Origin of the sequence: Variovorax pasteuri, assembly GCF_051216435.1 — a bacterium.
Taxonomy (GTDB): domain Bacteria; phylum Pseudomonadota; class Gammaproteobacteria; order Burkholderiales; family Burkholderiaceae_C; genus Variovorax.
Genome location: NZ_JBPJZS010000006.1, coordinates 391,696 through 418,487, shown reverse-complemented (window position 1 = coordinate 418,487; position 26,792 = coordinate 391,696). Strand labels below are relative to the sequence as shown.

The following is a 26,792-nucleotide window of genomic DNA, read 5'->3' as shown; positions in this document are numbered from 1 at the left end:
CGAGCTGCCCAAGGACAAGGAAATGGTCATGCCTGGCGACAACGTCAGCATCACCGTGAAGCTGATCAACCCGATCGCGATGGAAGAAGGCCTGCGCTTCGCCATCCGTGAAGGCGGTCGTACCGTGGGTTCGGGCGTCGTGGCCAAGATCCTCGACATCTAAGCCGAGCGTAAAGAGTACCGGAGGGGTATAGCTCAATTGGCAGAGCGTCGGTCTCCAAAACCGAAGGTTGTAGGTTCGATTCCTACTGCCCCTGCCACCTAGGTGGCACCCCGAAAAAAGCCCGTCGCGTCCCGACGGGCTTCGGCGTCTCAAGAGGCGCATTGAATTGAAGGCCGAAAGGCCACAGGAAAACAGCCAAACATGGCCACTTCTCAAATCGAAACCGTGAGCACTGGCGCCGACAAGGCCAAACTGGCCGTGGCGGTCGTGTTGGCAGTGGGCGCCATCGTGGCGTTCTATCTGCTGTCGCGCCAGGGCTCGCTGGTGCAATGGGCTGCGCTGCTGGTTGGCCTGGCCGCTGCAGTGGCTGCCTTCGGCAGTTCGGAGAACGGCCGCCAGTTGTGGGCCTTCGGTCGCGACTCGTGGCGCGAGGTCAAGAAGGTCGTGTGGCCGACCCGCAAGGAAGCGATGCAGATGACGGCCTACGTGTTTGCCTTCGTGGCAATCATGTCCGTCTTCCTCTGGCTCACCGACAAGACGCTCGAATGGGTGTTTTTCGACCTCATTCTGGGCTGGAGAAAATAAGCAATGACCGACGACGCAGTTGAAACCACGCCGCAAGAGGACGTTCATCCTCTTCTGGTCCCCGCCGCCAACCCTGATCTGCGTTGGTATGTGGTGCATGCCTATTCGGGCATGGAAAAGGCCGTCGAGCGCAACATCATCGAGCGCATCAACCGCGCCGGCATGCAGGACAAGTTCGGTCGCATCCTGGTTCCGACCGAAGAAGTGGTCGAAATCAAGAACGGCCAGAAGCGCACCACTGAGCGTCGTTTCTTTCCTGGTTACGTGCTGGTCGAAATGATCATGGCCGACGAGAGTTGGCATCTTGTGAAGCACACCAACAAGGTGACGGGCTTCGTGGGCGGCGCCAAGAACCGTCCGGCACCGATCTCGCAGAAAGAGGTCGAGGACATCGTCAGCCAGATGCAGCAAGGCACCGAGAAGCCGCGTCACAAGGTCGAGTTCACCGTCGGCGAGTTCGTGCGTGTCAAGGAAGGTCCGTTCACCGACTTCAATGGCACCGTCGAAGACGTCAACTACGAGAAGAGCAAGGTCAGCGTGTCGGTCATGATTTTCGGTCGTGCGACACCTGTGGAGCTCGAGTTCAGCCAGGTCGAGAAGACCTGAGCCTCCGGGGCTGAAGGCCCCGCCAGTTTTTCGGTTGCGCGTTGTCCGACTCGGCGCGCGGCCTTGATCTCGAAGAGTCGTTCAACCCCGGGGAGCCGCGGCCGCAAGCCCAGGCGATATCACCCGCAAGGAGCAAAGCATGGCGAAAAAAATCGTCGGCTTCATCAAGCTGCAAGTCCCAGCTGGTAAGGCCAACCCGTCACCACCCATCGGTCCCGCACTGGGCCAGCGTGGTTTGAACATCATGGAGTTCTGCAAGGCGTTCAACGCGCAAACCCAAGGCGTCGAGCCGGGTCTGCCGCTGCCGGTGGTCATCACCGCGTTCGCTGACAAGAGCTTCACCTTCATCATCAAGACGCCCCCGGCGATCACCTTGATCAAGAAGGCCATCAAGCTGGACAAGGGCTCGGCCCGTCCGCACACCGACAAGGTCGGCAAGATCACGCGCGCACAGCTCGAAGAAATTGCCAAGGCCAAGATGAAGGACCTGACTGCCGCCGACCTCGATGCAGCAGTTCGCACCATCGCCGGCTCTGCCCGTTCGATGGGCGTGAATGTGGAGGGCGTGTAAATGTCCAAGAGCACCAAGAAGCAAAAGTCGTTCGAAGGCAAGGTCGACAGCAACAAGCTGTACGCCCTTGTTGACGCCATCGGTCTCGTGAAAGAAGCCGCCACCGCCAAGTTCGATGAATCGATCGACGTGGCTGTGCAGCTCGGCATCGACGCGAAGAAGTCCGACCAGGTCGTGCGTGGCGCCGTCGTGCTGCCCAACGGCACGGGCAAGACCAAGCGCGTGGCTGTGTTCGCCCAGGGCGCCAAGGCTGAAGAAGCCAAGGCCGCCGGCGCCGACATCGTCGGCATGGACGACCTGGCTGCCATGGTCAAGGCTGGCGACATGCCTTTCGACGTCGTGATCGCCGCGCCGGACGCCATGCGCGTCGTCGGTACGCTGGGCCAGATCCTCGGCCCGCGCGGCCTGATGCCCAACCCCAAGGTTGGCACCGTGACCCCTGACGTCGCCACGGCCGTGAAGAACGCCAAGGCTGGCCAGGTCCAGTTCCGCGTCGACAAGGCCGGCATCATCCACGGCACGATCGGCCGTCGTTCGTTCGACACCGACAAGCTGCAAAGCAACCTCGCCGCGCTGATCGACGCTCTGGTCAAGGCCAAGCCGGCGACCAGCAAGGGCGTGTACCTGCGCAAGGTGGCTGTGTCGTCGACCATGGGTCTGGGTGTCCGCGTGGACACGCAAACCATCTCGGCGAGCTAAAGAGATTTGCCCGGCTCCGCAAGGAGCAGGGCGGATGTGGTGGGTCGCGGCAGCCTCGGTTGCCGTGAGCCATCCAAGACCGCTGGTGTGCAGGGCGCTGCACTTAATCGCCGGATCGATCCTTCCGGTATCCAGCGCAGATGGCGACCCCGCTGCAAGGAATTTGTTTTTGTTCCGAAACAGTTGGTCGCTGCATGAAGCGCGATCCGAGGCCCCGGCCGAAGATCGCATTAAAAGGAGTAGACCTTGAGTCTGAATCGCAGTGAGAAAGAAGCGGTCATCAGTGATGTGACCAGCCTCGCCGCTAAAGCTCAAACGCTCGTGATGGCGGAATACCGTGGCATCACGGTTGCCGATATGACCAAACTGCGCAGCGAAGCTCGCAGCAAGGGTGTGACCCTCAGCGTGTTGAAGAACACGCTGGCACGCCGTGCTGTTGCTGGTAGCGCATTCGAAGTCGTCGGCGACCAGATGACCGGTCCGCTGATCTACGGCTTTTCCGAAGACGCAGTGGCCGCCGCCAAGGTGGTGGCCGACTTCGCGAAGACCAACGACAAGTTGGTGATTCGCGGTGGCGCGTTTGGCGGCAAGGCCCTGGACGTCAACGGCGTGAAGCAACTGGCCAACATCCCTTCCAAGGAAGTGCTGCTGGCGCAATTGCTGGGCTTGATGCAATCCCCGATCTCTCGTACCGCCCGCGTGCTCGCGGCGCTGGCCGAGAAGCGCGGTGGTGGCGAAGCTGCACCCGCTGCCGATGCACCGGCAGAAGCGCAGGCTGCATAAGCCTCGCGTTTGAAATATTCAACCCAATTGTTAGGAAACAAAAATGGCATTCGATAAAGACGCATTTCTGACCGCGCTCGACAGCATGACGGTCCTGGAACTCAACGACCTGGTGAAAGCCATCGAAGAGAAGTTCGGCGTGAGCGCCGCTGCAATGGCCGCTCCGGCCGGCGCTGGTGGCGGTGCCGCTGCTGCCGCAGTGGAAGAACAGACCGAATTCAACGTCGTGCTGACCGAAGTCGGCGCGAACAAGGTTTCGGTCATCAAGGCCGTGCGCGAAATCACGGGCCTGGGCCTCAAGGAAGCCAAGGACCTGGTGGAAGCCGCTCCCAAGGCTGTCAAGGAAGCCCTGTCCAAGGCTGACGCTGAAGCTGCAAAGAAGAAGCTGGAAGAAGCCGGCGCCAAGGTGGAACTGAAGTAATTCAGACCCCCTAGAGGGCTGGAGGTGCCTGAAAAGGCCCTCCAGCCTTTGCCGCTTTCAGAGCGCACCCAAAAGCCGGCTCGTTGCCGGCTTTCCCGGAGACCTTCAGGTCGACGGAAAAGCCAGAACGAGACGCTTTTTGAGTGTCTTCTGACCCCGACTGCAGAAGACCCCTTGGTTCGGGCGATGTGCAACGCATCGCTGTCCGCCAACGGCTGGTAGTGGCCAGCCGCCAAGCATCAGTGCCTAGGCACTGTTGACAAGTCGCTGAAGATCTCAAGCTCCGGAGCTCTCATGGCCCAATCGTCCGCGTACAGTTACACCGAACGCAAGCGCATCCGAAAAAGTTTCGGTAATCGCGACAGCGTCGTCGAAATTCCCTACCTGCTGCAGATGCAGAAAGACGCGTACACCGCGTTCCTGCAAGCCGGCATCGCCCCCAAACAGCGCACCGTCGAAGGCCTGCAGGCCGCGTTCGACGCCGCCTTCCCGATCGTCTCGCACAACGGTTTCGTCGAGATGAAGTTCCTCGAGTACAACCTGGCGAAGCCTGCGTTCGACGTGCGCGAGTGCCAGACCCGTGGTCTGACCTTCGCCTCGGCCGTGCGCGCCAAGGTGCAGCTCATCATCTATGACCGCGAGTCGTCGACCTCGCAGTCGAAGGTGGTCAAGGAAGTGAAGGAACAAGAGGTCTACATGGGCGAAGTGCCGCTCATGACCGAAAAGGGTTCGTTCATCATCAACGGCACGGAACGCGTGATCGTTTCGCAGCTGCACCGTTCGCCGGGCGTGTTCTTCGAACACGACAAGGGCAAGACGCACAGCTCGGGCAAGCTGCTGTTCTCGGCCCGCGTGATTCCTTACCGCGGTTCGTGGCTCGACTTCGAGTTCGACCCGAAGGACATGCTGTACTTCCGCGTGGACCGTCGCCGCAAGATGCCGGTCACGATCCTGCTGAAGGCCATCGGCCTGAACCCGGAATCGATCCTCGCGAACTTCTTCGTGAACGACAACTTCCGCCTGATGGACAGCGGCGCGCAGATGGAGTTCGTCGCCGAACGCCTGCGCGGCGAAGTCGCGCGCTTCGACATCACCGACAAGTCGGGCAAGGTCGTGGTCGCCAAGGACAAGCGCGTCACCGCGCGCCACACGCGCGAACTCGAGCAGGGCGGCACCACGCACATCAGCGTGCCGGAAGACTTCCTGATCGGTCGCGTCATTGCCCGCAACATCGTCGATGCCGACTCGGGTGAAATCCTGTCGAAGGCCAACGACGAACTCACCGAAGCGCTGCTGAAGAAGCTGCGCACCTCGGGCGTGCAGGACATCCAGGTCATCTACACGAACGAACTGGACCAGGGCGCGTACATCTCGCAAACGCTGCGCATCGACGAAACCGTCGATGAGTTCGCCGCGCGCGTGGCCATCTACCGCATGATGCGCCCCGGCGAACCGCCGACGGAAGACGCAGTGCAGGCCCTGTTCCAGCGCCTGTTCTACAACCCGGACACGTACGACCTGTCGCGCGTGGGCCGCATGAAGTTCAACGCCAAGGTCGGCCGCGACGAATCGACCGGCCCGATGGTGCTGACCAACGAAGACATCCTGGCCGTGGTCAAGATCCTCGTTGACCTGCGCAACGGCAACGGCGAAGTCGACGACATCGACCACCTGGGCAACCGCCGCGTGCGTTGCGTGGGCGAACTGGCCGAAAACCAGTACCGCACCGGCCTGGCGCGTATCGAGAAGGCTGTGAAGGAACGTCTGGGTCAAGCGGAGCAAGAGCCGCTGATGCCGCACGACCTGATCAACAGCAAGCCGATCTCGGCCGCGCTGAAGGAATTCTTCGGCGCCTCGCAGCTGTCGCAGTTCATGGACCAGACGAACCCGCTGTCCGAAATCACCCACAAGCGCCGCGTGTCGGCCCTTGGCCCGGGTGGTCTGACGCGTGAACGTGCAGGCTTCGAAGTGCGCGACGTGCACGTGACCCATTACGGCCGCGTGTGCCCGATCGAAACGCCCGAAGGCCCGAACATCGGCCTGATCAATTCGCTGGCCCTGTACGCCCGCCTGAACGAATACGGCTTCATCGAGACGCCGTACCGTCGCGTGATCGACAGCAAGGTCACGATGGAAATCGACTACCTGTCGGCCATCGAGGAAGGCAAGTACGTCATCGCTCAGGCCAACGCGGCCCTGGACAAGGACGGCGTGCTGACCGGTGACCTGGTCTCCGCGCGTGAAGCCGGCGAATCGATCCTGGTCGGTGCCGAACGCATCCAGTACATGGACGTGTCGCCCGCGCAGATCGTGTCGGTGGCCGCATCGCTCGTGCCGTTCCTGGAGCACGACGACGCGAACCGCGCGTTGATGGGCGCCAACATGCAGCGTCAGGCCGTGCCTGTGCTGCGCCCCGAGAAGCCGATGGTCGGTACCGGTATCGAGCGCGTTTCCGCGGTCGACTCCGGCACCGTGGTCACCGCCACCCGCGGCGGTATCGTCGACTACGTCGATGCGACCCGTGTCGTGGTGCGCGTGAACGACGCCGAAGCGGCTGCCGGTGAAGTCGGTGTGGACATCTACAACCTGATCAAGTATCAGCGTTCGAACCAGAACACCAACATCCACCAGCGTCCCATCGTGAAGCGCGGCGACAAGATCGCCAAGGGCGACGTGGTGGCCGACGGTGCATCGACCGACCTCGGCGAACTGGCCCTCGGCCAGAACATGCTGATCGCGTTCATGCCGTGGAACGGCTACAACTTCGAAGACTCGATCCTGATCTCCGAACGCGTCGTCGCCGAAGACCGCTACACCTCGATCCACATCGAGGAACTGGTGGTGATGGCGCGCGACACGAAGCTGGGCGCCGAAGAAATCACGCGCGACATCCCGAACCTGGCCGAGCAGCAGCTCAACCGCCTCGACGAATCCGGCATCATTTATGTCGGTGCCGAAGTGCAGCCGGGCGACACGCTGGTGGGCAAGGTCACGCCGAAGGGCGAGACCACGCTGACGCCTGAAGAGAAGCTGCTTCGCGCCATCTTCGGCGAGAAGGCTTCCGACGTGAAGGACACCTCGCTGCGTGTGGATCAGGGCTCGCAAGGCACCGTGATCGACGTGCAGGTGTTCACCCGCGAAGGCATCACGCGCGACAAGCGCGCCCAGCAGATCATCGACGACGAACTCAAGCGCTTCCGCCTCGACCTGAACGACCAGCTTCGCATCGTCGAAGCCGACGCGTTCGACCGTATCGAGAAGCTGCTGACGGGCAAGGTCGCCAACGGCGGCCCGAACAAGCTGGCCAAGGGCGCCAAGCTCGACAAGGCTTACCTGTCGTCGGTCGAGAAGTTCCACTGGTTTGACATCCGCCCGGCGGAAGACGAAGTGGCAACGCAGCTCGAGTCGATCAAGAACTCGCTGGAGCAGACGCGCCACAGCTTCGACCTCGCGTTCGAAGAAAAGCGCAAGAAGCTCACGCAGGGCGACGAGCTGCCCGCGGGCGTGCTGAAGATGGTCAAGGTCTACCTGGCCGTCAAGCGCCGCCTGCAACCCGGCGACAAGATGGCCGGTCGTCACGGCAACAAGGGTGTGGTGTCCAAGATCGTTCCGGTCGAAGACATGCCCCACATGGCCGACGGCACGCCGTGCGACATCTGCCTGAACCCGCTGGGCGTGCCTTCGCGGATGAACGTGGGCCAGGTGCTCGAAGTGCACCTGGGCTGGGCCGGCAAGGGCATCGGCCAGCGTATCGGCGACATGCTGCAGCAGGAGGCCAAGGTGGCCGAGCTGCGCAAGTTCATGGAGCAGCTGTACAACGGCTCGGGCCGCCAGGAGAACATCGGTTCGCTGAGCGACACCGAACTGCTCGAGATGGCAGTCAACCTGCAGAACGGCGCGACCTTCGCGACGCCTGTGTTCGACGGCGCCTCGGAAGAAGAAATCCGCGGCATGCTGAAGCTGGCCTACCCGGACGACATCGCCAAGCTCAAGGGCCTGACCGATACGCGCACGCAGGCGTACCTGTACGACGGCCGCAGCGGCGACCAGTTCGACCGTCCGGTCACCGTCGGCTACATGCACTTCTTGAAGCTGCACCACTTGGTGGACGACAAGATGCACGCACGCTCGACCGGTCCGTACTCGCTGGTCACGCAGCAGCCTCTGGGCGGCAAGGCGCAGTTCGGCGGCCAGCGCTTCGGGGAAATGGAAGTGTGGGCGCTGGAAGCCTACGGCGCCGCCTACGTCCTGCAGGAAATGCTGACGGTGAAATCCGACGACGTGGTGGGCCGTACCAAGGTGTACGAGAGCATCGTCAAGGGCGAACACTCCATCGAAGCCGGCATGCCGGAATCGTTCAATGTGCTGGTCAAGGAAATCCGTTCCCTGGGCCTGGACATCGAACTCGAACGTTCATAAGCAACAAGGAAAGAGTCACATGAAGTCATTACTCGACCTGTTCAAGCAATTCACGCCCGACGAGCATTTCGATGCCATCAAGATCGGCATGGCGTCGCCCGAGAAGATCCGTTCGTGGTCCTTCGGCGAAGTGAAGAAGCCCGAGACGATCAACTACCGCACCTTCAAGCCCGAGCGCGACGGCCTGTTCTGCGCCAAGATCTTCGGCCCCATCAAGGACTACGAGTGCCTGTGCGGCAAGTACAAGCGCCTGAAGCACCGCGGCGTGATCTGCGAGAAGTGCGGCGTTGAAGTCACGCAGACCAAGGTGCGTCGCGAGCGCATGGGTCACATCGACCTGGCCGCGCCCTGCGCACACATCTGGTTCCTGAAGTCGCTGCCGTCGCGTCTGGGCCTCGTGCTCGACATGACGCTGCGCGACATCGAACGCGTGCTGTACTTCGAAGCCTACGTGATCACCGACCCCGGCATGACTCCGCTGAAGAAGTTCGGCATCATGTCCGAGGACGACTACGACGCCAAGCGCAAGGAATTCGGCGACGAGTTCGTTGCCAAGATGGGCGCTGAAGGCATCCGCGATCTGCTCGAAGGTATCGAACTCGACAGCGAGATCGAACGCCTGCGCGGCGACCTGACCGGCTCCGAAGTCAAGGTCAAGAAGAACTCCAAGCGCCTGAAGGTGCTGGAAGCCTTCCGCAAGTCGGGCATCAAGCCCCAGTGGATGGTGCTCGAAGTGCTGCCCGTGTTGCCGCCGGACCTGCGTCCGCTGGTGCCGCTGGACGGTGGCCGCTTCGCGACCTCCGACCTGAACGACCTGTACCGCCGCGTCATCAACCGCAATTCGCGTCTGCGCCGCCTGCTGGAGCTGAAGGCTCCGGAAATCATCGCGCGCAACGAAAAGCGGATGCTGCAAGAAGCGGTCGACTCGCTGCTGGACAACGGCCGTCGCGGCAAGGCCATGACGGGCGCCAACAAGCGTGCACTGAAGTCGCTGGCCGACATGATCAAGGGCAAGAGCGGCCGCTTCCGCCAGAATCTGCTGGGCAAGCGCGTCGACTACTCGGGCCGTTCGGTCATCGTGGTGGGCCCGACGCTCAAGCTGCACCAGTGCGGCCTGCCCAAGCTGATGGCGCTCGAGCTGTTCAAGCCTTTCATCTTCTCGCGCCTCGAAGCCATGGGCATTGCGACCACGATCAAGGCAGCCAAGAAGGAAGTCGAGTCGGGCACGCCGGTGGTCTGGGACATCCTGGAAGAGGTCATCAAGGAGCACCCGGTCATGCTGAACCGGGCTCCCACGCTGCACCGCCTGGGCATCCAGGCCTTCGAACCCATCCTGATCGAAGGCAAGGCCATCCAGCTGCACCCGCTCGTGTGCGCGGCATTCAACGCCGACTTCGACGGCGACCAGATGGCCGTTCACGTGCCGCTGTCGGTGGAAGCGCAAATGGAAGCCCGCACGCTGATGCTGGCCTCCAACAACGTGCTGTTCCCGGCTTCGGGCGAACCGTCGATCGTTCCTTCGCAGGACGTGGTGCTGGGTCTGTACTACACGACCCGCGACCGCATCAACGGCAAGGGCGAGGGCCTGATCTTCTCCGACATCGGTGAAGTGCAGCGCGCGCTGGACGCCAACGAAGTCGAACTCACCGCCAAGGTCGCGGTGCGTATCACGGAGTACACCAAGGACAAGGAAACCGGCGTGTTCACGCCGTCGACCTCGCTCGTGGACACCACCGTGGGCCGTGCCCTGCTGTCCGAGATCCTGCCGAAGGGCCTGCCGTTCTCGAACATCAACAAGGCGCTGAAGAAGAAGGAAATCTCCAAGCTCATCAACGTCTCGTTCCGCAAGTGCGGCCTGAAAGAGACCGTGGTGTTCGCCGACAAGCTGCTGCAGAACGGCTTCCGCCTGGCAACCAAGGCCGGCATCTCGATCGCCATCGACGACATGCTGGTGCCTGCTGAAAAGCACGGCATCATCGAGCGCTCGGCCAAGGAAGTGAAGGAGATCGAGCAGCAGTACGTGTCCGGTCTGGTGACCTCCGGCGAACGCTACAACAAGGTGGTGGACATCTGGGGCAAGGCCGGCGACGAAGTGTCGAAGGTCATGATGGCCAAGCTCTCCAAGGAGCGCGTCATCGATCGCCACGGCAAGGACGTCGAGCAGGAGTCGTTCAACTCCATCTACATGATGGCCGACTCCGGCGCCCGCGGTTCCGCGGCCCAGATTCGCCAGGTGGCCGGTATGCGGGGCCTGATGGCCAAGCCGGACGGCTCGATCATCGAGACGCCCATTACCGCGAACTTCCGCGAAGGCCTGAACGTGCTGGAGTACTTCATCTCCACCCACGGTGCCCGAAAGGGTCTGGCCGACACGGCGCTGAAGACGGCGAACTCGGGCTACCTGACCCGCCGTCTGGTCGACGTGACGCAGGACTTGGTCGTGACCGAGCAGGACTGCGGCACGCACGGCGGCTACCTGATGCGCGCCATCGTCGAAGGCGGTGAAGTGATCGAATCGCTGCGCGACCGTATCCTGGGCCGTTCGGCTGCGGACGACGTGCTGCACCCGGAAAACCGTTCGGTGCTGCTGAAGGCCGGCGAGATGTTCGACGAAGACAACATCGAAGTCCTGGAAGCCCAGGGCGTCGACGAAGTCAAGGTCCGCACCGCGCTGACCTGCGAAACCCGCTTCGGCATCTGCGCCACCTGCTACGGGCGCGACCTGGGCCGCGGCGGCCTGATCAACATCGGCGAAGCCGTCGGTGTGATCGCTGCCCAGTCCATCGGCGAACCCGGCACGCAGCTGACGATGCGTACCTTCCACATCGGCGGTGCCGCTTCGCGCGCTGCCATCGCTTCGAGCGTGGAAGCCAAGTCGAACGGCTCGATCGGCTTCAACGCCACGATGCGCTACGTGACCAACAGCAAGAGCGACCTGGTCGTGATTTCGCGTTCGGGCGAGATCGTCATTCATGACGAGCACGGCCGTGAGCGCGAACGCCACAAGGTGCCGTACGGTGCGATCCTGACCGTCAAGGCCGACCAGCAGATCAAGGCCGGCCACGTGCTCGCCAACTGGGATCCGCTGACCCGCCCGATCATTACCGAGTTCGCCGGTAAGGCGCAGTTCGAGAACGTCGAGGAAGGCCTCACGGTCGCCAAGCAGGTGGACGAAGTGACCGGTCTGTCGACCCTGGTCGTGATCGACCCGAAGCGCCGCGGCGCCGCCAAGGTCGTGCGTCCTCAGGTGAAGCTCATCGACGCCTCCGGCGCCGAAGTGAAGATCCCGGGCACCGACCACTCGGTGACGATCGGCTTCCCGATCGGCTCGCTGGTGCAGATCCGCGACGGCCAGGACGTGGGCCCCGGCGAAGTGCTGGCGCGCATTCCGGTCGAAGGCCAGAAGACGCGCGACATCACCGGCGGTCTGCCGCGTGTGGCCGAGCTGTTCGAAGCCCGTTCGCCGAAGGACAAGGGCATGCTGGCCGAAATGACCGGTACCGTGTCGTTCGGCAAGGAGACCAAGGGCAAGATCCGCCTGCAGATCACCGATCCCGAAGGCGGCGTCTACGAAGACCTCGTGCCGAAGGAAAAGAACATCCTGGTGCACGAAGGCCAGGTGGTGAACAAGGGCGAAAGCGTGGTCGACGGCCCGGCGGATCCGCAGGACATCCTGCGCCTGCTGGGTTCGGAAGAACTCGCGCGCTACATCGTGGACGAAGTGCAGGACGTGTACCGCTTGCAGGGTGTGAAGATCAACGACAAGCACATCGAGGTGATCGTTCGCCAGATGCTGCGCCGCGTCGTGGTCGACAACATCGGCGAGACGAACTACATCTCCGGCGAACAGGTCGAACGCAGCGAAATGCTCAACACCAACGACGCCCTGCGCGCCGAAGGCAAGATCCCCGCGACGTTCACCAACCTGCTGCTGGGTATCACGAAGGCCTCGCTGTCGACCGACTCGTTCATCTCGGCGGCTTCGTTCCAGGAAACGACGCGCGTGCTGACCGAAGCGGCCATCATGGGCAAGCGCGACGAACTGCGCGGCCTGAAGGAAAACGTGATCGTCGGCCGCCTGATTCCTGCAGGCACCGGCATGGCGTACCACCAGGCACGCAAGGTCAAGGACGCCATGGACGAAGCCGAGCGCCGCGCCATTGCCGAGTCGGAGGCCGCCGACATGGCTGCCTCCAACGAGAGCAGCGATGCAGCCGCCACGGTCAGCGCCAGCGAAGGCGCAGCGACCGAATAACTGGTTAGCATCACCGGCCATGACCGGTACCCCACGCCCCCCGACCGCCCCCGGTTGGGGGGCGTTTTTCTTTGTTTTGTCCGTGAGGCCTTGTTGTCGATGAGCGTGCTGCCCGAATCGCTGGCCAGCTGGATCGTGATCGCGGTGCTGCTGTTCTGGTTTGTCGGTTCCTACAACCGGCTGGTGCGTCTGCGCTCGGCCGTGCTGCAGGCCTACGGCGCGCTCGACGCGGCCCTGGGCAAGCAGCTGGACTTCGTGCAGGCCAGCATCGCCGCGGCGCCGCCGGACGATGCAGCGCCGCTGAACGAGTCGCTCTCGTCCATTGCGCCCCTGCAGGCCGCGACCACGCAACTGTCGACTTTGCTGGGCGCGACGCGGCTGCATCCGCTCGATGCCGGCGGCATGGCGGCGCTGGCCACGGCGCTTCAGGTGTGGATCGGCGCGTGGCGCCGCCAGCACCCGGACGATGTGACCGTGTTCGACGCCGACGGCACGCTGTCGCGGCCGGCACCGTTGCTGCCGGGCTCGGCGGCCGCGATGCCCGGTGTGTTCGAGCCGATCGCGTGGCCGGAGCCTTCGGCGGCCGCGGAAATCGCGCGCAGCCAGTTCAACCTGGCGGTTGCGCACTACAACGCGGCGATTGCCCAGTTTCCGGCGCTGCTGGTGGCATGGGCCGTGCGTCTGCGTGCGGCCGCACCGTTGCTCTGAGCAGGCGGCGCGGCTCCTCTTTCTTTCCATTGCGCGGCGTCCGGCTCCAGGGGCGCCCGTTACCATCGCCCCAACTTGTCAGAACTACATTCCGATCCTTCGAGCAGCAGCAGCGCACCGTCGCTGCAACCCCCGCTCTGGCGCCAACTGCAACTGACCGCGGTGGCGCTGGCGTCGATCCGCGCCGGCACCTCGGGCTCGGCCGCGTTCGAGGCAGTCGAACCCGCGCTACGCCCCGGCGTGCAGGCGCTCGGCTTCCAGGTGCTGCGCTGGCTCGGCCGCGCCGAGGCGCTGCGCCGCCACTTGGCCAAGCGCACGCCGCCGCCGCTGCCCGACGCCTTGCTGTGCACCGCGCTGGCGCTGGCCTGGGACAGCGAGCGCGCGCCCTACGAGCCCTTCACGCTGGTCGACCAGGCGGTCGAGGCCGCCAAGCGCAATCCCGCCACGCGGGCGCAGGCCAGCTTCATCAATGCCTGCCTGCGTCGCTTTCTGCGCGAGCGCGACGAACTCGTCGCCGTGACCGACAGCGAGCCCGTCGCGCAGTGGAACCACCCGCGCTGGTGGATCGAGCGCCTGAAGCGCGACCATCCGCGCGAATGGCAGCGCGTGCTGAGCGCCGACAACGCGCAGGCGCCGATGACGCTGCGGGTCAATGCGCAACGCGCGACCCCGGCCTCGTACCTGGTGGAGCTGGAGGCCGTCGGTCTCGCGGCCACGCGCGTGGGCCCCTTCGGCCTGCAACTGGCGCGCGCCCGGCCCGTGCAGCAACTGCCCGGCTTTGCCGGCGGTGCCAGCTCGGTGCAGGACGCCGCCGCGCAAATGGCCGCGCCGCTGCTGCTCGACGGCCTGCTGGCGGGCAGGACCGGCGCCGCGCCGTTGCGGGTGCTCGACGCCTGCGCCGCCCCCGGCGGGAAGACGGCGCACCTGCTCGAGCTGGCCGGCCCCGACGCGGTCGAGGTCACGGCGCTGGAAGTCGACGCCGTGCGCAGCCGCCGCATCGACGAGACCCTGGTGCGCATCGGCATGAAGGCCAAGGTGCTGGTGGCCGACGCGGCGCGTCCCGCCCAGTGGTGGGACGGCACGCCGTTCGACGCCATCCTGCTCGATGCGCCATGCACCGCCTCGGGCATCGTGCGGCGCCATCCCGACGTGCGCTGGCTGCGCCGCGAGAGCGACACCGCCCAGCTGGCCGCGCAGCAGGCCGCACTCCTGGCGGCGCTCTGGCCGCTGGTGCGGCCCGGCGGCCGTCTCCTTTACTGCACCTGCTCCGTGTTCCGCGAAGAAGGTTCGCAACAAATTGATGCGTTTCTTGTACACAACACCGACGCACGATTGCTGCCGTCACCCGGCCATTTGCTGCCCCAAAACGGGTCGAATGGCCGCGGCGTCCCGGACAATCTGCTTGGTGACCACGACGGTTTCTTCTACGCACTGCTCGAAAAGCGCTCGCACTGAACGGTGCCGTCCGGCCCTGCTGGCCGCGCTGGTCTGGGTGTGGGTGATATGGATGGCCTGGCTGCCGGCCCCGGTGGCGGCGCAGGGACGCGTGGGGACATCGATCACGCAGATGCGCCTCGAGCAGGCCGACGACGGCGTCTATTTCAGTGCCGCCGTGCAGTTCGACCTGCCCTCGCTGGTCGAGGAGGTGCTCGACAAGGGCATTGCCATCTACTTCGTGGCCGAGGCCGAGATCTTCCAGGAGCGCTGGTACTGGACCGACCGCAAGGTCGCCCAGGTCACGCGCCACATGCGGCTGGCGTACCAGCCGCTCACGCGGCGCTGGCGCTTGAACGTGTCGGCGGCGCCGATCAGCGGCGCGGCCGGCCTGGGCATCTCGCTGAACCAGAACTTCGACACCCTGGCCGATGCGCTGGACGCCATCAAGCGCGTGGGCCGTCTGCGCCTGGGCGACACCGCCGAAATCGGTGACGACCCCCTGCACCAGGTCACCTTCAGCTTCCGGCTCGATACCTCGCAGCTGCCGCGACCGTTCCAGATCGGCGTGGTTGGCCAGGCCGACTGGAACATCGCCGCCGAACGCACGGCCCGGCTCGCGGTGGAGAAGCAGAAGTGAGCACTGCCGGGCGCAGCAGCGCTGCGGCCACGCCGGCCGCGCGCCGCGCGCGGGCCACGCGCTGGGCCCTCGGCGTGGGCGCGGCCATGGTCACGGCCATCGGCCTGGTGCTGATGTTCCTGCTGGCCCAGGCCACCAACAACCGCGCGCTGTACGAGCGCTATTACGTGCGCCTGTTCGGCGTCAACGTGGTGGTGGCGGTGCTGCTGGTGCTGGTGATCGGCTGGGTCGCCGTCCGCCTGCTGCGGCGGTTGCGGCAAGGCAAGTTCGGCAGCCGGCTGCTCATCAAGCTCGCGGCCATCTTCGCGCTGGTGGGCGTGGTGCCCGGTGCGCTGGTCTACGTGGTGTCCTACCAATTCGTGGCGCGCTCCATCGAGAGCTGGTTCGACGTGAAGGTGGAAGGCGCGCTCGACGCCGGCCTGAACCTCGGGCGGGCCACGCTCGATTCGCTGTCCGACGACCTCGCGGCCAAGACGCGCAGTGCCAGCGCGCAGCTCGCCCAGGTGCCCGACGCCAGCGCGGGCCTGTCGCTCGAGCGCATCCGCGACCAGCTCGAGGCCACCGACGTGATCCTCTGGACCGGCACCGGTCAACTGGTGGCCAGCGCCGGCACCTCGCGGTTCCAGCTCAGCCCCGAGCGTCCGACGGTGCAGCAGTTTCGCCAGGTTCGCCCGGAACGTGCCGTGGCCCACATCGAAGGGCTGGACGAAACCGCCGCGCCCGGCGCGGCGCCGCCGATCGCGAGCGTGCGCGCGCTGGCCATGGTGCAAAGGCCGGGCTTCGACTTCGACACCGCGCCGCGCTATCTGCAGGTCACGCGCCCGCTGCCGCCGGCGGTGGTGGCCAACGCGCTCGCCGTGCAGGAGGCCAACCGCGAATACCAGGAGCGGGCGCTCGCGCGCGAAGGCCTGCGCCGCATGTACATCGGCACGCTCACGCTGAGCCTGTTCCTGGCCGTGTTCGGCGCGGTGCTGCTGGCCGTGCTGTTCGGCAACCAACTCGCGCGGCCGTTGCTGGTGCTGGCCGACGGCGTGCGCCAGGTGGCGGCCGGCGACTTGCGGCCCACCGCCGTGCTGCAGGGCAAGGACGAGCTGGGCGGCCTCACGCGTTCTTTCGCCGTCATGACGCAGCAGCTGGCCGATGCCCGGGGCGCGGTCGAGAAGACCATGGGCCAGCTCGACGCCGCCCGTGCCAACCTGCAGACCATCCTGGACAACCTGACCTCGGGCGTGATCGTGCTCGACGCCAAGGGCACGGTGCTGTCCACCAACCCGGGCGCCACCCGCGTGCTGCGCGCGCCGATGGCGGCCTACGAGGGCCAGGCGCTCGTCGACGTGCCGGGCCTGGCCGATTTCGGTGCCAAGGTGCAGCAGCAGTTCGACGACTTCCTCGTCGAGCGCATGCAGCACGGCCTGGACCACTGGCAGCACGCGTTCGAGCTGAACGCCTCCGGGAATGACCTGCCGCACAAGGACGGCGCCATCAACATCGTCGCGCGCGGGGCGGAGCTGCCCGGCGCGGCGCGGCTGCTGGTGTTCGACGACATCTCCGAGATCGTCTCGGCCCAGCGCGCGCAGGCCTGGGGCGAGGTGGCGCGCCGCCTTGCGCACGAGATCAAGAACCCGCTCACGCCCATCCAGTTGTCGGCCGAGCGGCTCGAGATGAAGCTGTCGGGCAAGGTGCCGCCGCCGGAGCAGGCCATCCTGGTGAAGTCGGTGAAGACCATCGTCGACCAGGTCGATGCGATGAAGCGGCTGGTGAACGAATTCCGCGACTACGCGCGGCTGCCCGCAGCCGACCTGAAGCCGGTCGACCTCAACGCCCTGCTGGCCGACGTGCTTCAGCTCTACAACACCGAGAGCCTGCCGATCGTGCTGCGCTTCGAGCTCGACGAGCGCTGCCCGCCGATCCGCGGCGACGACCAGCAGATTCGCCAGGTCATCCACAACCTGCTGCAGAACGCGCAGGACGCCGCCGAGGCCGGCGCCACCGGCACGGGCAAGGTGGGCGAGGTTGTCATTCGCACGCGGCTCGGCGATTCGGGCCAGCGCGTGCGCCTGACGGTGCAGGACAGCGGGCCGGGTTTTGCCGAAAACATTCTGAAGCGCGCGTTCGAACCGTACGTCACCACGAAAACAAAAGGTACCGGTTTGGGCCTTGCGGTCGTCAAGAAGATCGCGGACGAACACGGCGCGCGCATCGAGCTTTCCAACCGCATGGTGGGTGGGGCTGTGGCAGGGGCACAAGTCTCGCTATCATTCGCGCTGGCAGGCGAGTCGCGGGCAGCGGTCGCTCACACCGAAGATTCGAAGTCTTCCGCCGCCTGAGCTGCACGAATCCGTCGCACGGGCGACGGATGGGCCAGCGGACTTCTACACACCTTTGCAGACACCAGCGCATACAACAAGCAGCACTCATGGCAAACATTCTCGTGGTCGATGACGAGCTGGGCATCCGGGACCTGCTCTTCGAAATTCTCAATGACGAAGGCCACAACGTGGAGCTCGCGGAAAACGCCGCCGAAGCCCGCGCTGCGCGCCAGCGCGCGCGGCCCGACCTCGTGCTTTTGGACATCTGGATGCCCGACACCGACGGGGTGACGCTGCTCAAGGAGTGGTCCACCTCGGGTCTGCTGAGCATGCCGGTGATCATGATGAGCGGCCACGCCACCATTGACACCGCGGTCGACGCCACGCGCATCGGCGCCTTCGCGTTCCTCGAAAAGCCCATCACCATGCAGAAGCTGCTCAAGGCGGTGGAGCAGGGCCTGGCGCGTGAAAGCGCACGTCGCGCCGCCGCCGGCGTGGTACCCCCTCCGGCCAACGGCATGCAGGCCGCGGCCATCACCACCACGGGCGACAGCCTGATGATGGCGTCGCTGGCCTCCGTGCCTGTGGCCGACGCCGGTCCGCAATCGACCCAGAGCTTCGACCTCGACCGCCCGCTGCGCGATGCGCGCGACGGTTTCGAGAAGGCATACTTCGAATTCCACCTCGCGATGGAGAACGGGTCCATGACCCGCGTGGCCGAGAAAACCGGCCTCGAGCGCACCCATCTGTACAGAAAACTCAAACAACTTGGTGTGGATCTTTCAAGAGGGCGCAGAAGCGCTGTATAATTCGAGGCTGCACACAATGGCCCGGTAGCTCAGTTGGTAGAGCAGCGGATTGAAAATCCGCGTGTCGGTGGTTCGATTCCGCCCCAGGCCACCACTCATCACTTTGCGGTTGTCCACAGACCTCCGCCAAAGTTAAAAAGCCCTAAGTAAATCAAGTACTTAGGGCTTTTTGCATTCCGGGCCCGTCTGCAGTTTTCCGCCCCAAGCCAGACATCTGTGGGGGCAACTTTGGGGGCAGCTAGATCCGGACGCAATGCTCTCAAAAAGGGGATGCGGACAGGAACTTGGACTGGTTCTAAGCCGCAGTCCAAGATTCCCTGGGTATTCGATGGGACTGAGAGAGCCCAAGCCCGAGGAGATAGCCACCGTGGCCAGCGCCGCGAGCCAGATCGCCATGTTCGTCTTCGTCCGGCCTCAGGCTCGATGCGGCGCGATCGCGCGCTTGCGGCTTTCGAAAAGCTCGAAAACGCCCATGCCCGCCAGCATCGCGGCCACGAAGACGAGCGCCTTGACTTCGCCCATTCCGAGGGACACGAGGGCCGGGCCCGGGCAGAAGCCGGCGACGCCCCAACCGATGCCGAAGAGCACGCTGCCCAGGACCAGGCGGCGGTCGATGTGGCGCGCTGAAGGCAGTCGCATCTCGGCGCCCAGGAAGGACACGGCGCGGCGGTTGGCAAACGTGAAGGCGAGCGCGCCCACAGCGATGGCTCCCGCCATGACGAAGGCCAGGGAGGGGTCCCAGTTCCCGGCGAGATCCAGGAAACCGAGCACCTTGGCCGGGTTGGCCATGCCGGACACGATGAGGCCGAGGCCAAAGACCAGGCCGGCAAGAAGCGAGGCGAAAACAACCACGAAGGTCTCCTCAGATACCGAGCAGATGACGCGTGATGAACACGGTGGCGAATCCAGCGCCCATGAACGCTGCAGTGGCGACAAGCGAGCGGGGCGACATGCGGGAGAGGCCGCAAACGCCGTGGCCACTGGTGCAACCGGAGCCGTAGCGCGTACCGATGCCCACGAGCAACCCGGCCAGGATCAACGCCCCATAACCGGCATCGATCTGTGGCTTGGGCAGTGCCGCCGCCAACAGGTAGAGCGCAGGCGCACCGACCAGTCCCAGGACGAAGGCAATGCGCCAGGCGCGGTCGCCCTTGGCAGGCCTGAGCAGGCCCCCAAGCACGCCGCTGATGCCGGCGATGCGGCCATTGAGCAACGCAAACATTGCCGCCGCGATGCCGATGAGCACGCCGCCGGCCAGTGCGGCGAGTGGCGTGAAGTGGCTCCAGTCGATGGACATCATTCTTCCTTTGGACAGTAGAGACGGTAGAGAAGCGCGAGGATTTCGAGGGTCGACGGGTCGGCCACGCTGTAGAAGATGCTCTTGCCCTCGCGACGCGTCTGGACCACCCCCTCGTTGCGCAGCACACCGAGTTGCTGCGAAAGGGTCGGCTGGTGAATGCCCAGTGCCTGCTCGAGGTCGCTCACGCACATCTCGCCTTGCGAGAGTTGGCACAGCAAGAGCAAACGATCTTCGTTGGCGAGCACCTTGAGGGCGCCGACCGCCTTGCCGGCGGCGCCGCGCAGGGCTTGGGGGTCGATGACGAGGGGCGAGGGCTTCATGGAGGGGATGAAATAGTTTCGTTTGACATATTATGTTGAAATATATAATATTCGTCAATCGATTGAATATCGCACCCACGGAACACCTCATGGCGACCCGCACGACGACCCAAGGCTTCTTCGATCCCGGTACCTGGACCGTCTCTTACGTCGTCTGGGACCATGCAATGCAGCGTGCTGCTGTCATCGACCCGGTGCTGGACTACGACTTCAAGTCGGGGCACACGGGCACGGCTTCGGCTGATCGACTGCTGGCCTATGTGCGGGACAAGGGCCTGCAGGTCGACTGGATTCTGGAAACCCATGCGCACGCCGATCACCTGTCCGGTGCACGCTACGTCCAAGGGCAGGTCGGCGGCAAGATCGCCATCGGCGAGAACATCCGCGCTGTTCAGGCGACCTTCAAGAAGCTCTACAACTTCGAGCGCAGCTTCCTGCCGGACGGCACCCAGTTCGACCACCTCTTCGGGGAGGGAGAGACTTTCAGGATTGGCGAGGTCGAGGCCACGGCCTTGCTGGTGCCGGGCCACACGCCGGCAGACATGGCGTACCTGGTGGACGGCTGCGTCTTTGTCGGCGACACGCTCTTCATGCCCGACGTCGGCAGCGCACGCGCGGATTTTCCTGGCGGCGATGCGCGCCAGCTCTACGCTTCGATGCATCGGCTGCTGGACCTGCCACCCGAGACGGCGATGTACGTCTGTCACGACTATCCGCCCCCCTCTCGATCGCCGCGCTGGCAGACCACTGTCGCGGAGCAGCGAGCCCACAACGTCCACGTGCACGACGGCGTCAGCGAGGACGCTTTCGTCGCCATGCGCACGGCTCGCGACGCCACGCTGGATGTTCCGACGCTCATCCTTCCGTCGATTCAGGTGAACGTGCGCGGCGGGCAGCTGCCGCCGGCAGACGATAACGGCGTCTCCTACCTTCGCATTCCGCTGAATGCGCTTTCTGTTCATCCGCAGCCTGGCGCAAAGTAGGGGCTCGAGCTCGGCCTGGGACTTGGCTGTGCCGGCGGCGCGATTGCGTGCCGCCAAGCCCCGTTTTGACAGGCCATTCGTGCGAGGCCGGTTAGACTGACACCAGGGTGCGGATCCGCTCGACGCGGTACGCAGGTTCATGCGCTGGTCGGGCCGCCACGCGGAATTGAAACGTCAGCACCTGATGCAAGAACTCGCCATTCAATACATTGCCGCAGCCCTTTTTGCTGTGGCGCTTCTCCATACCTTCACGGTCAAGCAGTTCGAGCGCCTGTCGCACCGATTTCCGCGGCATGCCGGCATGTTTCACTTGCTGGGCGAGGTCGAGGTCGTCTTCGGGTTCTGGGCCATCGTGCTCGTTCTTTCGATGGCGCTGGTGGTCGGCGGCGATCAGGCGCTGACCTACGCGGAGTCGCGCAATTACACAGAACCGCTCTTCGTCTTCGTTGTCATGGTGGTGGCTGCGTCCCGGCCGGTGCTGATGACGGTCATGTCCAGCGTGAACACCATTGCGCGGGTGTTGCCGTTGCCTACGCCGATTGCAGCGGCCTGGCTCGGGCTCGCGGCTGTCCCTCTGCTCGGATCCCTGATCACCGAACCGGCGGCGATGACCATCGCTGCGTTGATGCTCGCGCCGCAGATTTTCAGATCACAGGTGCCTGAGTCTCTGAAATACCTGGCCTTGGGGGTGCTGTTCGTCAACGTGTCGATCGGAGGCACGCTCACTTCCTATGCCGCGCCACCCGTCTTGATGGTCGCCTCGACCTGGCAGTGGGACAGCGCGTTCATGGTTGTCACCTTCGGCTGGAAGGCCGCGCTGGCTGTGCTTGTGAATGCCACCGTCGCCACGTATGTGTTGCGCAAGCACTTGCCTGTTGTCTCTGCAAGTGCGGCGTCTTCCGATGCGCGGGTGCCGATTCCGGTGGTGCTGACACACCTGGTCCTGCTCGCTGGCATCGTGATGTTCGCACACCATCCGGTGGCCTTTCTCGGGCTCTTCCTGATGTTCCTGGGGTTCACACAAGCCTACGAGCGGCATCAGAGCCCACTGATCATCAAGGAGGCGCTGCTCGTCGGATTTTTCCTGGCTGGCTTGGTGGTGCTCGGCGGAATGCAGCAGTGGTGGTTGCAGCCGGTGGTGTCCAGCCTGGAGCCGGTGGCCTTGTTCTTCGGCGCCCTCGGCTTGACAGCCATCACGGACAACGCGGCGCTGACCTATCTGGGATCGCTCATCGCGGGAATCTCGGACGAGTCCAAATACATGCTCCTTGCCGGGGCGGTGGCTGGCGGTGGACTGACGGTGATCGCCAATGCGCCGAACCCGGCAGGCGTTGCGCTTCTCAAGAAAGGGTTCTCCGACGAGACGATCGGCGCTGGCGGCCTGCTGCTCGGAGCGCTAGCGCCGACGATGGTCGCTGCCGCAGCGTTCATGCTCTTGTAGAAGGCTGGCGGAAGCTGCGGCAACCACGAGCGAGCCGAAAGCCCGTGGCAACCCGAAGACGATGGCGCGGTATTTGCTCCTATTCTTGTGGTCTCGACATTCCTTCCACCGGAGCAATCATGAATTTCAAGTTCTGTCTCGGCCTTGCTGGTCTGACACTGGGCGTCTCTGCATTCGCGCAGACCAAGTGGGACCTGCCGACGGCGTACCCGGCGAACAATTTTCATACCGAAAATCTTGCCCAGTTCGTCGGTGACGTCGACAAGGCTTCCGGCGGAAAGCTGAAGATCACGCTTCACGCGAACGCGTCACTCTTCAAGGCCCCCGAGATCAAGCGCGCAGTGCAAGGCGGGCAGGCACAGATGGGCGAAATCCTGCTGGTCAATTACCAGAACGAGTGGCAGGGCTTCGGGGCGGATGGCCTTCCATTTCTGGCGGACAGCTACGACGCGGCATGGAAGCTTTATCAGGCGCAGAAGCCGGCGCTTGAAAAGAAACTCGGCGACCAGGGGATCATGCTGCTCTACGCGGTGGCATGGCCTCCTCAGGGCATCTTCGTCAAGAAGACCATCGAATCGGCCGCAGACCTCAAGGGTGTGAAGTGGCGTGCCTACAGCCCCGCGACGGCGCGCATCGCAGAGTTGGTCGGCGCGCAGCCGGTGACCGTGCAGCAAGCCGAGCTCTCGCAAGCCATGGCAACCGGCGTGATCGAGTCCTACATGTCCTCCGGCTCGACGGGCTACGACACCAAGACGTACGAATACATCAAGAACTTCTACGACACCCAGGCCTGGCTGCCGAAGAACGCGGTGCTGGTCAGCAAGAAGGCGTTCGACGCGCTCGACAAGCCGACGCAGGAGGCCGTGCTGAAGGCCGGTGCCGAGGCGGAGAAGCGTGGCTGGGACAGCTCGAAGAAGAAGAACCTCGAATACCTCGACCTGCTCAAGAAGAACGGCATGACGATCCATGTTCCGTCCGCACAGTTGAAGGCAGACATGAAGAAGGTGGGCGAGACCATGCAGAAGGAATGGATCGAGAAGTCCGGGCCCGAAGGCCAGGCGATCATCGACGCCTACAAGAAGATGTAGGGCACGGGCGTTCATCCAATGCGCAAGACGCTCGATTTTCTCTATGACAGTGCCGCCGCCCTGGCGGCGCTTTTCATGATCGGTCTGCTGTTGATGGTGCTGCTGTCGATCGTGGGACGACAGCTTCACTTCAACGTACCAGGCACGGATGCCTACGCTGGCTACCTCATGGCCGGCGCCGGCTTCCTGGCCCTGGCGCACACGCTCAAGCGTGGCGAACACATCCGGGTGACGCTGATCGTCTCCAGCCTGAAGCCTTCCGCCCGGCGCTGGCTGGAGCGCTGGGCCATGGGCGCAGGCGCATTGCTTGCCGGTCTGTTCGCGTTCTACAGCGTGCGGCTGGTCTGGAACTCCCATGTCTTCAACGACATCTCCACAGGCAACGATGCGACGGCGCTGTGGATTCCTCAGCTGGCCATGGCCATCGGCACCGTGATCCTCGCCATCGCCTCGATCGATGAATTTGTCCTCGAGTGGCGTGGCCGGGTTGCACCTCAAAACAACGAGGCGCTGCGCCATGAATGACCTCGCCGTTGCAGGCCTGCTGATCGTCAGCCTGTTCCTCATTCTTGGCAGCGGTGTCTGGATCGGCCTCACCCTCTCCGGGGTGGCTTGGATCGGCATGGAGCTCTTTTCGTCGCGCTCTGCCGGGGATGCGATGGCCGTCACGATCTGGGGATCTGCGTCCAGCTGGACACTGACCGCGCTGCCGCTCTTTGTATGGATGGGCGAGATCCTGTTTCGCACCAGGCTGTCGCAAGACATGTTCAAGGGTCTGGCGCCCTGGATGCAGGCGTTGCCAGGGCGGCTCCTGCACACCAACGTGGTGGGCTGTGCCATCTTCGCAGCGGTGTCGGGGTCGAGTGCCGCAACCTGCGCAACCATCGGAAAGATGACGCTTCCCGAACTCAAGAAGCGCGGCTATCCGGAGGACATGGTCATCGGCACGCTGGCCGGAGCCGGGACGCTGGGGCTGCTGATTCCGCCCTCGATCATCATGATCGTCTATGGGGTCAGCGCGGACGTGTCCATTGCCAAGCTGTTCATCGCCGGTGTTCTGCCCGGCGTGCTGCTGGCATTGCTTTTCTCCGGCTACATCGCGCTGTGGGCCTTGCGCCACCCGGATCAGATCCCTCCGGCCGACGCCAAGATGAGCTTCATGCAAAAGCTCGGCGAATCCCGCAGCCTGATTCCCGTGGCGCTTCTGATCCTGGCGGTGCTCGGATCCATCTACGCGGGGATTGCCACGGCGACGGAAGCTGCGGCGGTCGGCGTTGTGGGTGCCCTTGTCATTTCGGCGGTGCAAGGTTCCCTGAACTGGAGCTCCTTCAAGGAGTCGCTTCTGGGGGCCACGCGGCTGTACTGCATGATGGCGCTGATCCTGGCGGGCGCGGCCTTTCTGACGCTGGCCATGGGCTACATCGGGCTGCCACGCCACCTTGCCGAGTGGATCGGTTCGCTGGGCTTGTCGAAGTTTCAACTCATCATGATGCTGGCCATTTTCTACATCGTGCTGGGATGCTTCCTGGACGGGATCTCGATGGTGGTCCTGACGATGGGTGTGATCATGCCCACCGTGCTGGCGGCGGGCATCGACCCGATCTGGTTCGGCATCTTCATCGTGCTCGTGGTCGAGATGGCGCAGATCACGCCACCCGTTGGATTCAACCTTTTCGTCCTTCAAGGCATGACGGGGCGCCAGCTGCCGTATATCGCGAAGGTGGCACTCCCCATGTTCCTGCTGATGGTTCTGGCCGTGCTGCTCATCTACTTCGTGCCCGGAATCGTGACCTGGCTGCCGCAGCAAATGACCCTGTAAGGCGGGCAGCCGACCAGGTTCCGCCTGCAAGCAAAGGGCGAAGGGGCGCCTGCCGCCGACCGGCGGCTATGGCAAATGTCCTGCACCCGTCGTCGCCGACGGATGGCGGTGCCTGCGCCCCGGACGCCGAAAACTCTTCGCATCCACACAGAGATCGAGGAGTTGTCCATGTCCACGTCCAAGCCTTCAGGGCACGAAGAACCCGAAGTCACGCAGGAAGAGTCCGTGCCCAGCGATGGCCGCGACACCGAGGGCGAGGAGCTGATGAAGCAGGTGCGCAACGACAAGCTCCAGGACAAGGGCTCCGCGGCACCCAAGACGCCCGCGCCAAGCGGCAAGCAAGACCCGGCCTGAGGCGCAGCACGGCCATGAATTTCCAGGCGACCCACGCGGCTGCTTCTCTGGACGCCGCGCCGGACGCTGCCCGCCCACCCCACTCGCTGTGGCAACGCTGCCGCAAATGGCTGCTGCCTCTGCTCGGCATCGCCGTGCTGGGCCTGTTGCTGTCTCACGCGCACAAGGTCGACTGGGCTGGCGCCTGGCATGCGTTGCAGCGCTACTCGCCCTGGCTGCTGCTCGCGGTGCTCGGGCTCGCGACGGCCAGCCATGCGCTCTACGGCTGCTTCGACCTGATCGGCAAGCGCCATGTGCGCCACCGCCTCCCGTATTGGCGCACCTGGGCCATCGCGGTGACGAGCTATGCCTTCAACCTCAACCTCGGCTCCCTGGTCGGCGGCATCGCGATGCGCGCACGCCTCTATGCGCGCGCCGGGCTGGACGACGCGACCGTCGCGCAGATCGTCGGCCTCAGCCTCGTCACCAACTGGCTCGGCTACGGGCTGCTGGCTGGCGGGCTGTTCGCCTCGGGCGTGATCGAGCCGCCGCGCCAGGCGCACATCGGCGAGTTCGCATTGCGCGCGCTCGGCGTGGTGATGATTCTTCTGGCCTTGGCCTATGTGGTGGCCTGTGCCGTGTCGCGCGGGCGCGAATGGCGCTTCAGGGGCAAGCGCCTCCACCTGCCGAGTGCGCGCCTGGCCGTGGTCCAGCTGGCGCTTTCCGCGAGCAACTGGGCGCTGATGGGCGCGGCCATGTACTTGTTGCTGGGCCAGCAGGTGCCTTACGCGACCACCCTGGGCGTGCTGCTCGCCGCGTCCATCGTCGGCGTGATCACGCCGATTCCGGCCGGGCTTGGCGTGCTCGAGGCCGTCTACCTCGCGCTGTTGTCGGGCACCGTGAAGCAGGGCGCGCTGATGGGCGCCGTGCTTGCGTACCGCGCGCTGTACTACCTGCTGCCGCTGGCCGGCGGACTGGTGCTTTACCTGTTCCTCGAACGCTACGCGGCAAGCCATCCGCAGGACGCAGCACAGGGCGCTGCGCCCAGGCCTGAATCACCCGCTGCGCCGGCCTGACCGCGGCACACGGGCAGCAACGCGCCGCCA

General features: G+C 64.4%; 24 protein-coding genes and 2 tRNA genes. 23 read left to right on the top strand and 3 right to left on the bottom strand.

Annotation, left to right across the window (positions count from 1 at the left end):
- The 16 genes from ACSFBM_RS23110 to ACSFBM_RS23035 form a co-directional block, all read left to right on the top strand.
- The coding region (locus ACSFBM_RS23110; protein ID WP_475545044.1) for an EF-Tu C-terminal domain-related protein at window positions 1–163 on the top strand (163 nt) is incomplete at its 5' end.
- A 21-nt stretch (window positions 164–184) separates the two neighbouring features.
- Window positions 185–260, top strand: a tRNA-Trp gene (locus tag ACSFBM_RS23105).
- Window positions 261–364: 104 nt separating this feature from the next.
- Window positions 365–748, top strand: coding sequence for a preprotein translocase subunit SecE (secE, locus tag ACSFBM_RS23100; RefSeq protein ID WP_093057178.1), 384 nt, complete (start codon window positions 365–367; stop codon window positions 746–748).
- Between the two features lie 3 nt (window positions 749–751).
- Complete coding sequence (nusG, locus tag ACSFBM_RS23095; protein WP_435486454.1) at window positions 752–1,354, top strand: transcription termination/antitermination protein NusG; 603 nt, start codon at window positions 752–754, stop codon at window positions 1,352–1,354.
- A gap of 139 nt (window positions 1,355–1,493) precedes the next feature.
- The gene (rplK, locus tag ACSFBM_RS23090) at window positions 1,494–1,925 is read left to right on the top strand and encodes a 50S ribosomal protein L11 (protein ID WP_056584627.1); all 432 of its coding nucleotides are present in this window, start codon (window positions 1,494–1,496) and stop codon (window positions 1,923–1,925) included.
- Complete coding sequence (gene rplA, locus ACSFBM_RS23085; protein WP_435486453.1) at window positions 1,926–2,624, top strand: 50S ribosomal protein L1; 699 nt, start codon at window positions 1,926–1,928, stop codon at window positions 2,622–2,624.
- Window positions 2,625–2,870: 246 nt separating this feature from the next.
- Window positions 2,871–3,407: a 50S ribosomal protein L10 gene (gene rplJ / locus ACSFBM_RS23080; RefSeq protein WP_093243510.1), complete on the top strand. Its 537-nt coding sequence runs from the start codon at window positions 2,871–2,873 to the stop codon at window positions 3,405–3,407.
- Between the two features lie 43 nt (window positions 3,408–3,450).
- Entirely contained in the window at window positions 3,451–3,828 is a 378-nt protein-coding gene (gene rplL / locus ACSFBM_RS23075) for a 50S ribosomal protein L7/L12 (protein ID WP_435437826.1), read from the top strand.
- A gap of 294 nt (window positions 3,829–4,122) precedes the next feature.
- A complete protein-coding gene (gene rpoB / locus ACSFBM_RS23070; RefSeq protein WP_435486452.1) occupies window positions 4,123–8,247 on the top strand; it encodes a DNA-directed RNA polymerase subunit beta in 4,125 nt (1,374 codons plus the stop codon).
- A gap of 19 nt (window positions 8,248–8,266) precedes the next feature.
- The gene (rpoC, locus tag ACSFBM_RS23065) at window positions 8,267–12,502 is read left to right on the top strand and encodes a DNA-directed RNA polymerase subunit beta' (protein ID WP_435437828.1); all 4,236 of its coding nucleotides are present in this window, start codon (window positions 8,267–8,269) and stop codon (window positions 12,500–12,502) included.
- Window positions 12,503–12,601: 99 nt separating this feature from the next.
- Window positions 12,602–13,210, top strand: coding sequence for a LemA family protein (locus tag ACSFBM_RS23060; RefSeq protein ID WP_435486451.1), 609 nt, complete (start codon window positions 12,602–12,604; stop codon window positions 13,208–13,210).
- A gap of 123 nt (window positions 13,211–13,333) precedes the next feature.
- A complete protein-coding gene (gene rsmB, locus ACSFBM_RS23055) occupies window positions 13,334–14,665 on the top strand; it encodes a 16S rRNA (cytosine(967)-C(5))-methyltransferase RsmB (RefSeq protein ID WP_435486466.1) in 1,332 nt (443 codons plus the stop codon).
- A gap of 52 nt (window positions 14,666–14,717) precedes the next feature.
- Window positions 14,718–15,284 carry a DUF4390 domain-containing protein gene (locus ACSFBM_RS23050; protein WP_435486450.1) on the top strand — a complete coding sequence of 189 codons (567 nt, stop codon included), beginning with the start codon at window positions 14,718–14,720 and terminating at the stop codon, window positions 15,282–15,284.
- Complete coding sequence (locus tag ACSFBM_RS23045) at window positions 15,281–17,611, top strand: sensor histidine kinase (protein ID WP_435486449.1); 2,331 nt, start codon at window positions 15,281–15,283, stop codon at window positions 17,609–17,611. Before ACSFBM_RS23050 ends, ACSFBM_RS23045 begins: the two co-directional genes overlap by 4 nt.
- Window positions 17,612–17,700: 89 nt before the next feature.
- Window positions 17,701–18,402 carry a response regulator gene (locus tag ACSFBM_RS23040; RefSeq protein WP_435437832.1) on the top strand — a complete coding sequence of 234 codons (702 nt, stop codon included), beginning with the start codon at window positions 17,701–17,703 and terminating at the stop codon, window positions 18,400–18,402.
- A gap of 18 nt (window positions 18,403–18,420) precedes the next feature.
- Window positions 18,421–18,496, top strand: a tRNA-Phe gene (locus ACSFBM_RS23035).
- A gap of 320 nt (window positions 18,497–18,816) precedes the next feature.
- Here ACSFBM_RS23035 and ACSFBM_RS23030 read toward each other — a convergent pair.
- The 3 genes from ACSFBM_RS23030 to ACSFBM_RS23020 are packed head-to-tail and all read right to left on the bottom strand — an operon-like array spanning window position 18,817 to window position 20,022.
- The gene (locus ACSFBM_RS23030; protein ID WP_435486448.1) at window positions 18,817–19,254 is read right to left on the bottom strand and encodes a DUF6691 family protein; all 438 of its coding nucleotides are present in this window, start codon (window positions 19,252–19,254) and stop codon (window positions 18,817–18,819) included.
- A gap of 10 nt (window positions 19,255–19,264) precedes the next feature.
- Window positions 19,265–19,699 (bottom strand): YeeE/YedE family protein, encoded by a 435-nt coding sequence (locus ACSFBM_RS23025; RefSeq protein ID WP_435486447.1) that lies wholly within the window; start codon window positions 19,697–19,699, stop codon window positions 19,265–19,267.
- A complete protein-coding gene (locus ACSFBM_RS23020; RefSeq protein WP_435486446.1) occupies window positions 19,699–20,022 on the bottom strand; it encodes a metalloregulator ArsR/SmtB family transcription factor in 324 nt (107 codons plus the stop codon). Before ACSFBM_RS23020 ends, ACSFBM_RS23025 begins: the two co-directional genes overlap by 1 nt.
- An 89-nt stretch (window positions 20,023–20,111) precedes the next feature.
- Between ACSFBM_RS23020 and ACSFBM_RS23015 the strand changes: the two genes are divergently transcribed.
- From ACSFBM_RS23015 to ACSFBM_RS22985, 7 genes are all read left to right on the top strand, one after another.
- Window positions 20,112–21,005, top strand: coding sequence for an MBL fold metallo-hydrolase (locus ACSFBM_RS23015; RefSeq protein ID WP_435486445.1), 894 nt, complete (start codon window positions 20,112–20,114; stop codon window positions 21,003–21,005).
- Window positions 21,006–21,189: 184 nt separating this feature from the next.
- Window positions 21,190–22,446, top strand: coding sequence for a putative Na+/H+ antiporter (locus tag ACSFBM_RS23010; RefSeq protein ID WP_435486444.1), 1,257 nt, complete (start codon window positions 21,190–21,192; stop codon window positions 22,444–22,446).
- A 119-nt stretch (window positions 22,447–22,565) separates the two neighbouring features.
- Window positions 22,566–23,534 (top strand): TRAP transporter substrate-binding protein, encoded by a 969-nt coding sequence (locus ACSFBM_RS23005; protein ID WP_435486443.1) that lies wholly within the window; start codon window positions 22,566–22,568, stop codon window positions 23,532–23,534.
- An 18-nt stretch (window positions 23,535–23,552) separates the two neighbouring features.
- Complete coding sequence (locus tag ACSFBM_RS23000; RefSeq protein ID WP_435486442.1) at window positions 23,553–24,059, top strand: TRAP transporter small permease; 507 nt, start codon at window positions 23,553–23,555, stop codon at window positions 24,057–24,059.
- Window positions 24,052–25,353, top strand: a complete 1,302-nt coding sequence (locus ACSFBM_RS22995; RefSeq protein ID WP_435486441.1) for a TRAP transporter large permease — start codon at window positions 24,052–24,054, stop codon at window positions 25,351–25,353. The genes ACSFBM_RS23000 and ACSFBM_RS22995 overlap by 8 nt, the downstream gene beginning before the upstream one ends.
- A gap of 168 nt (window positions 25,354–25,521) precedes the next feature.
- Window positions 25,522–25,707 (top strand): hypothetical protein, encoded by a 186-nt coding sequence (locus ACSFBM_RS22990; RefSeq protein WP_435486440.1) that lies wholly within the window; start codon window positions 25,522–25,524, stop codon window positions 25,705–25,707.
- 14 nt (window positions 25,708–25,721) lie between these two features.
- A complete protein-coding gene (locus ACSFBM_RS22985; protein ID WP_435486439.1) occupies window positions 25,722–26,762 on the top strand; it encodes a lysylphosphatidylglycerol synthase domain-containing protein in 1,041 nt (346 codons plus the stop codon).
- Window positions 26,763–26,792 lie beyond the last annotated feature (30 nt).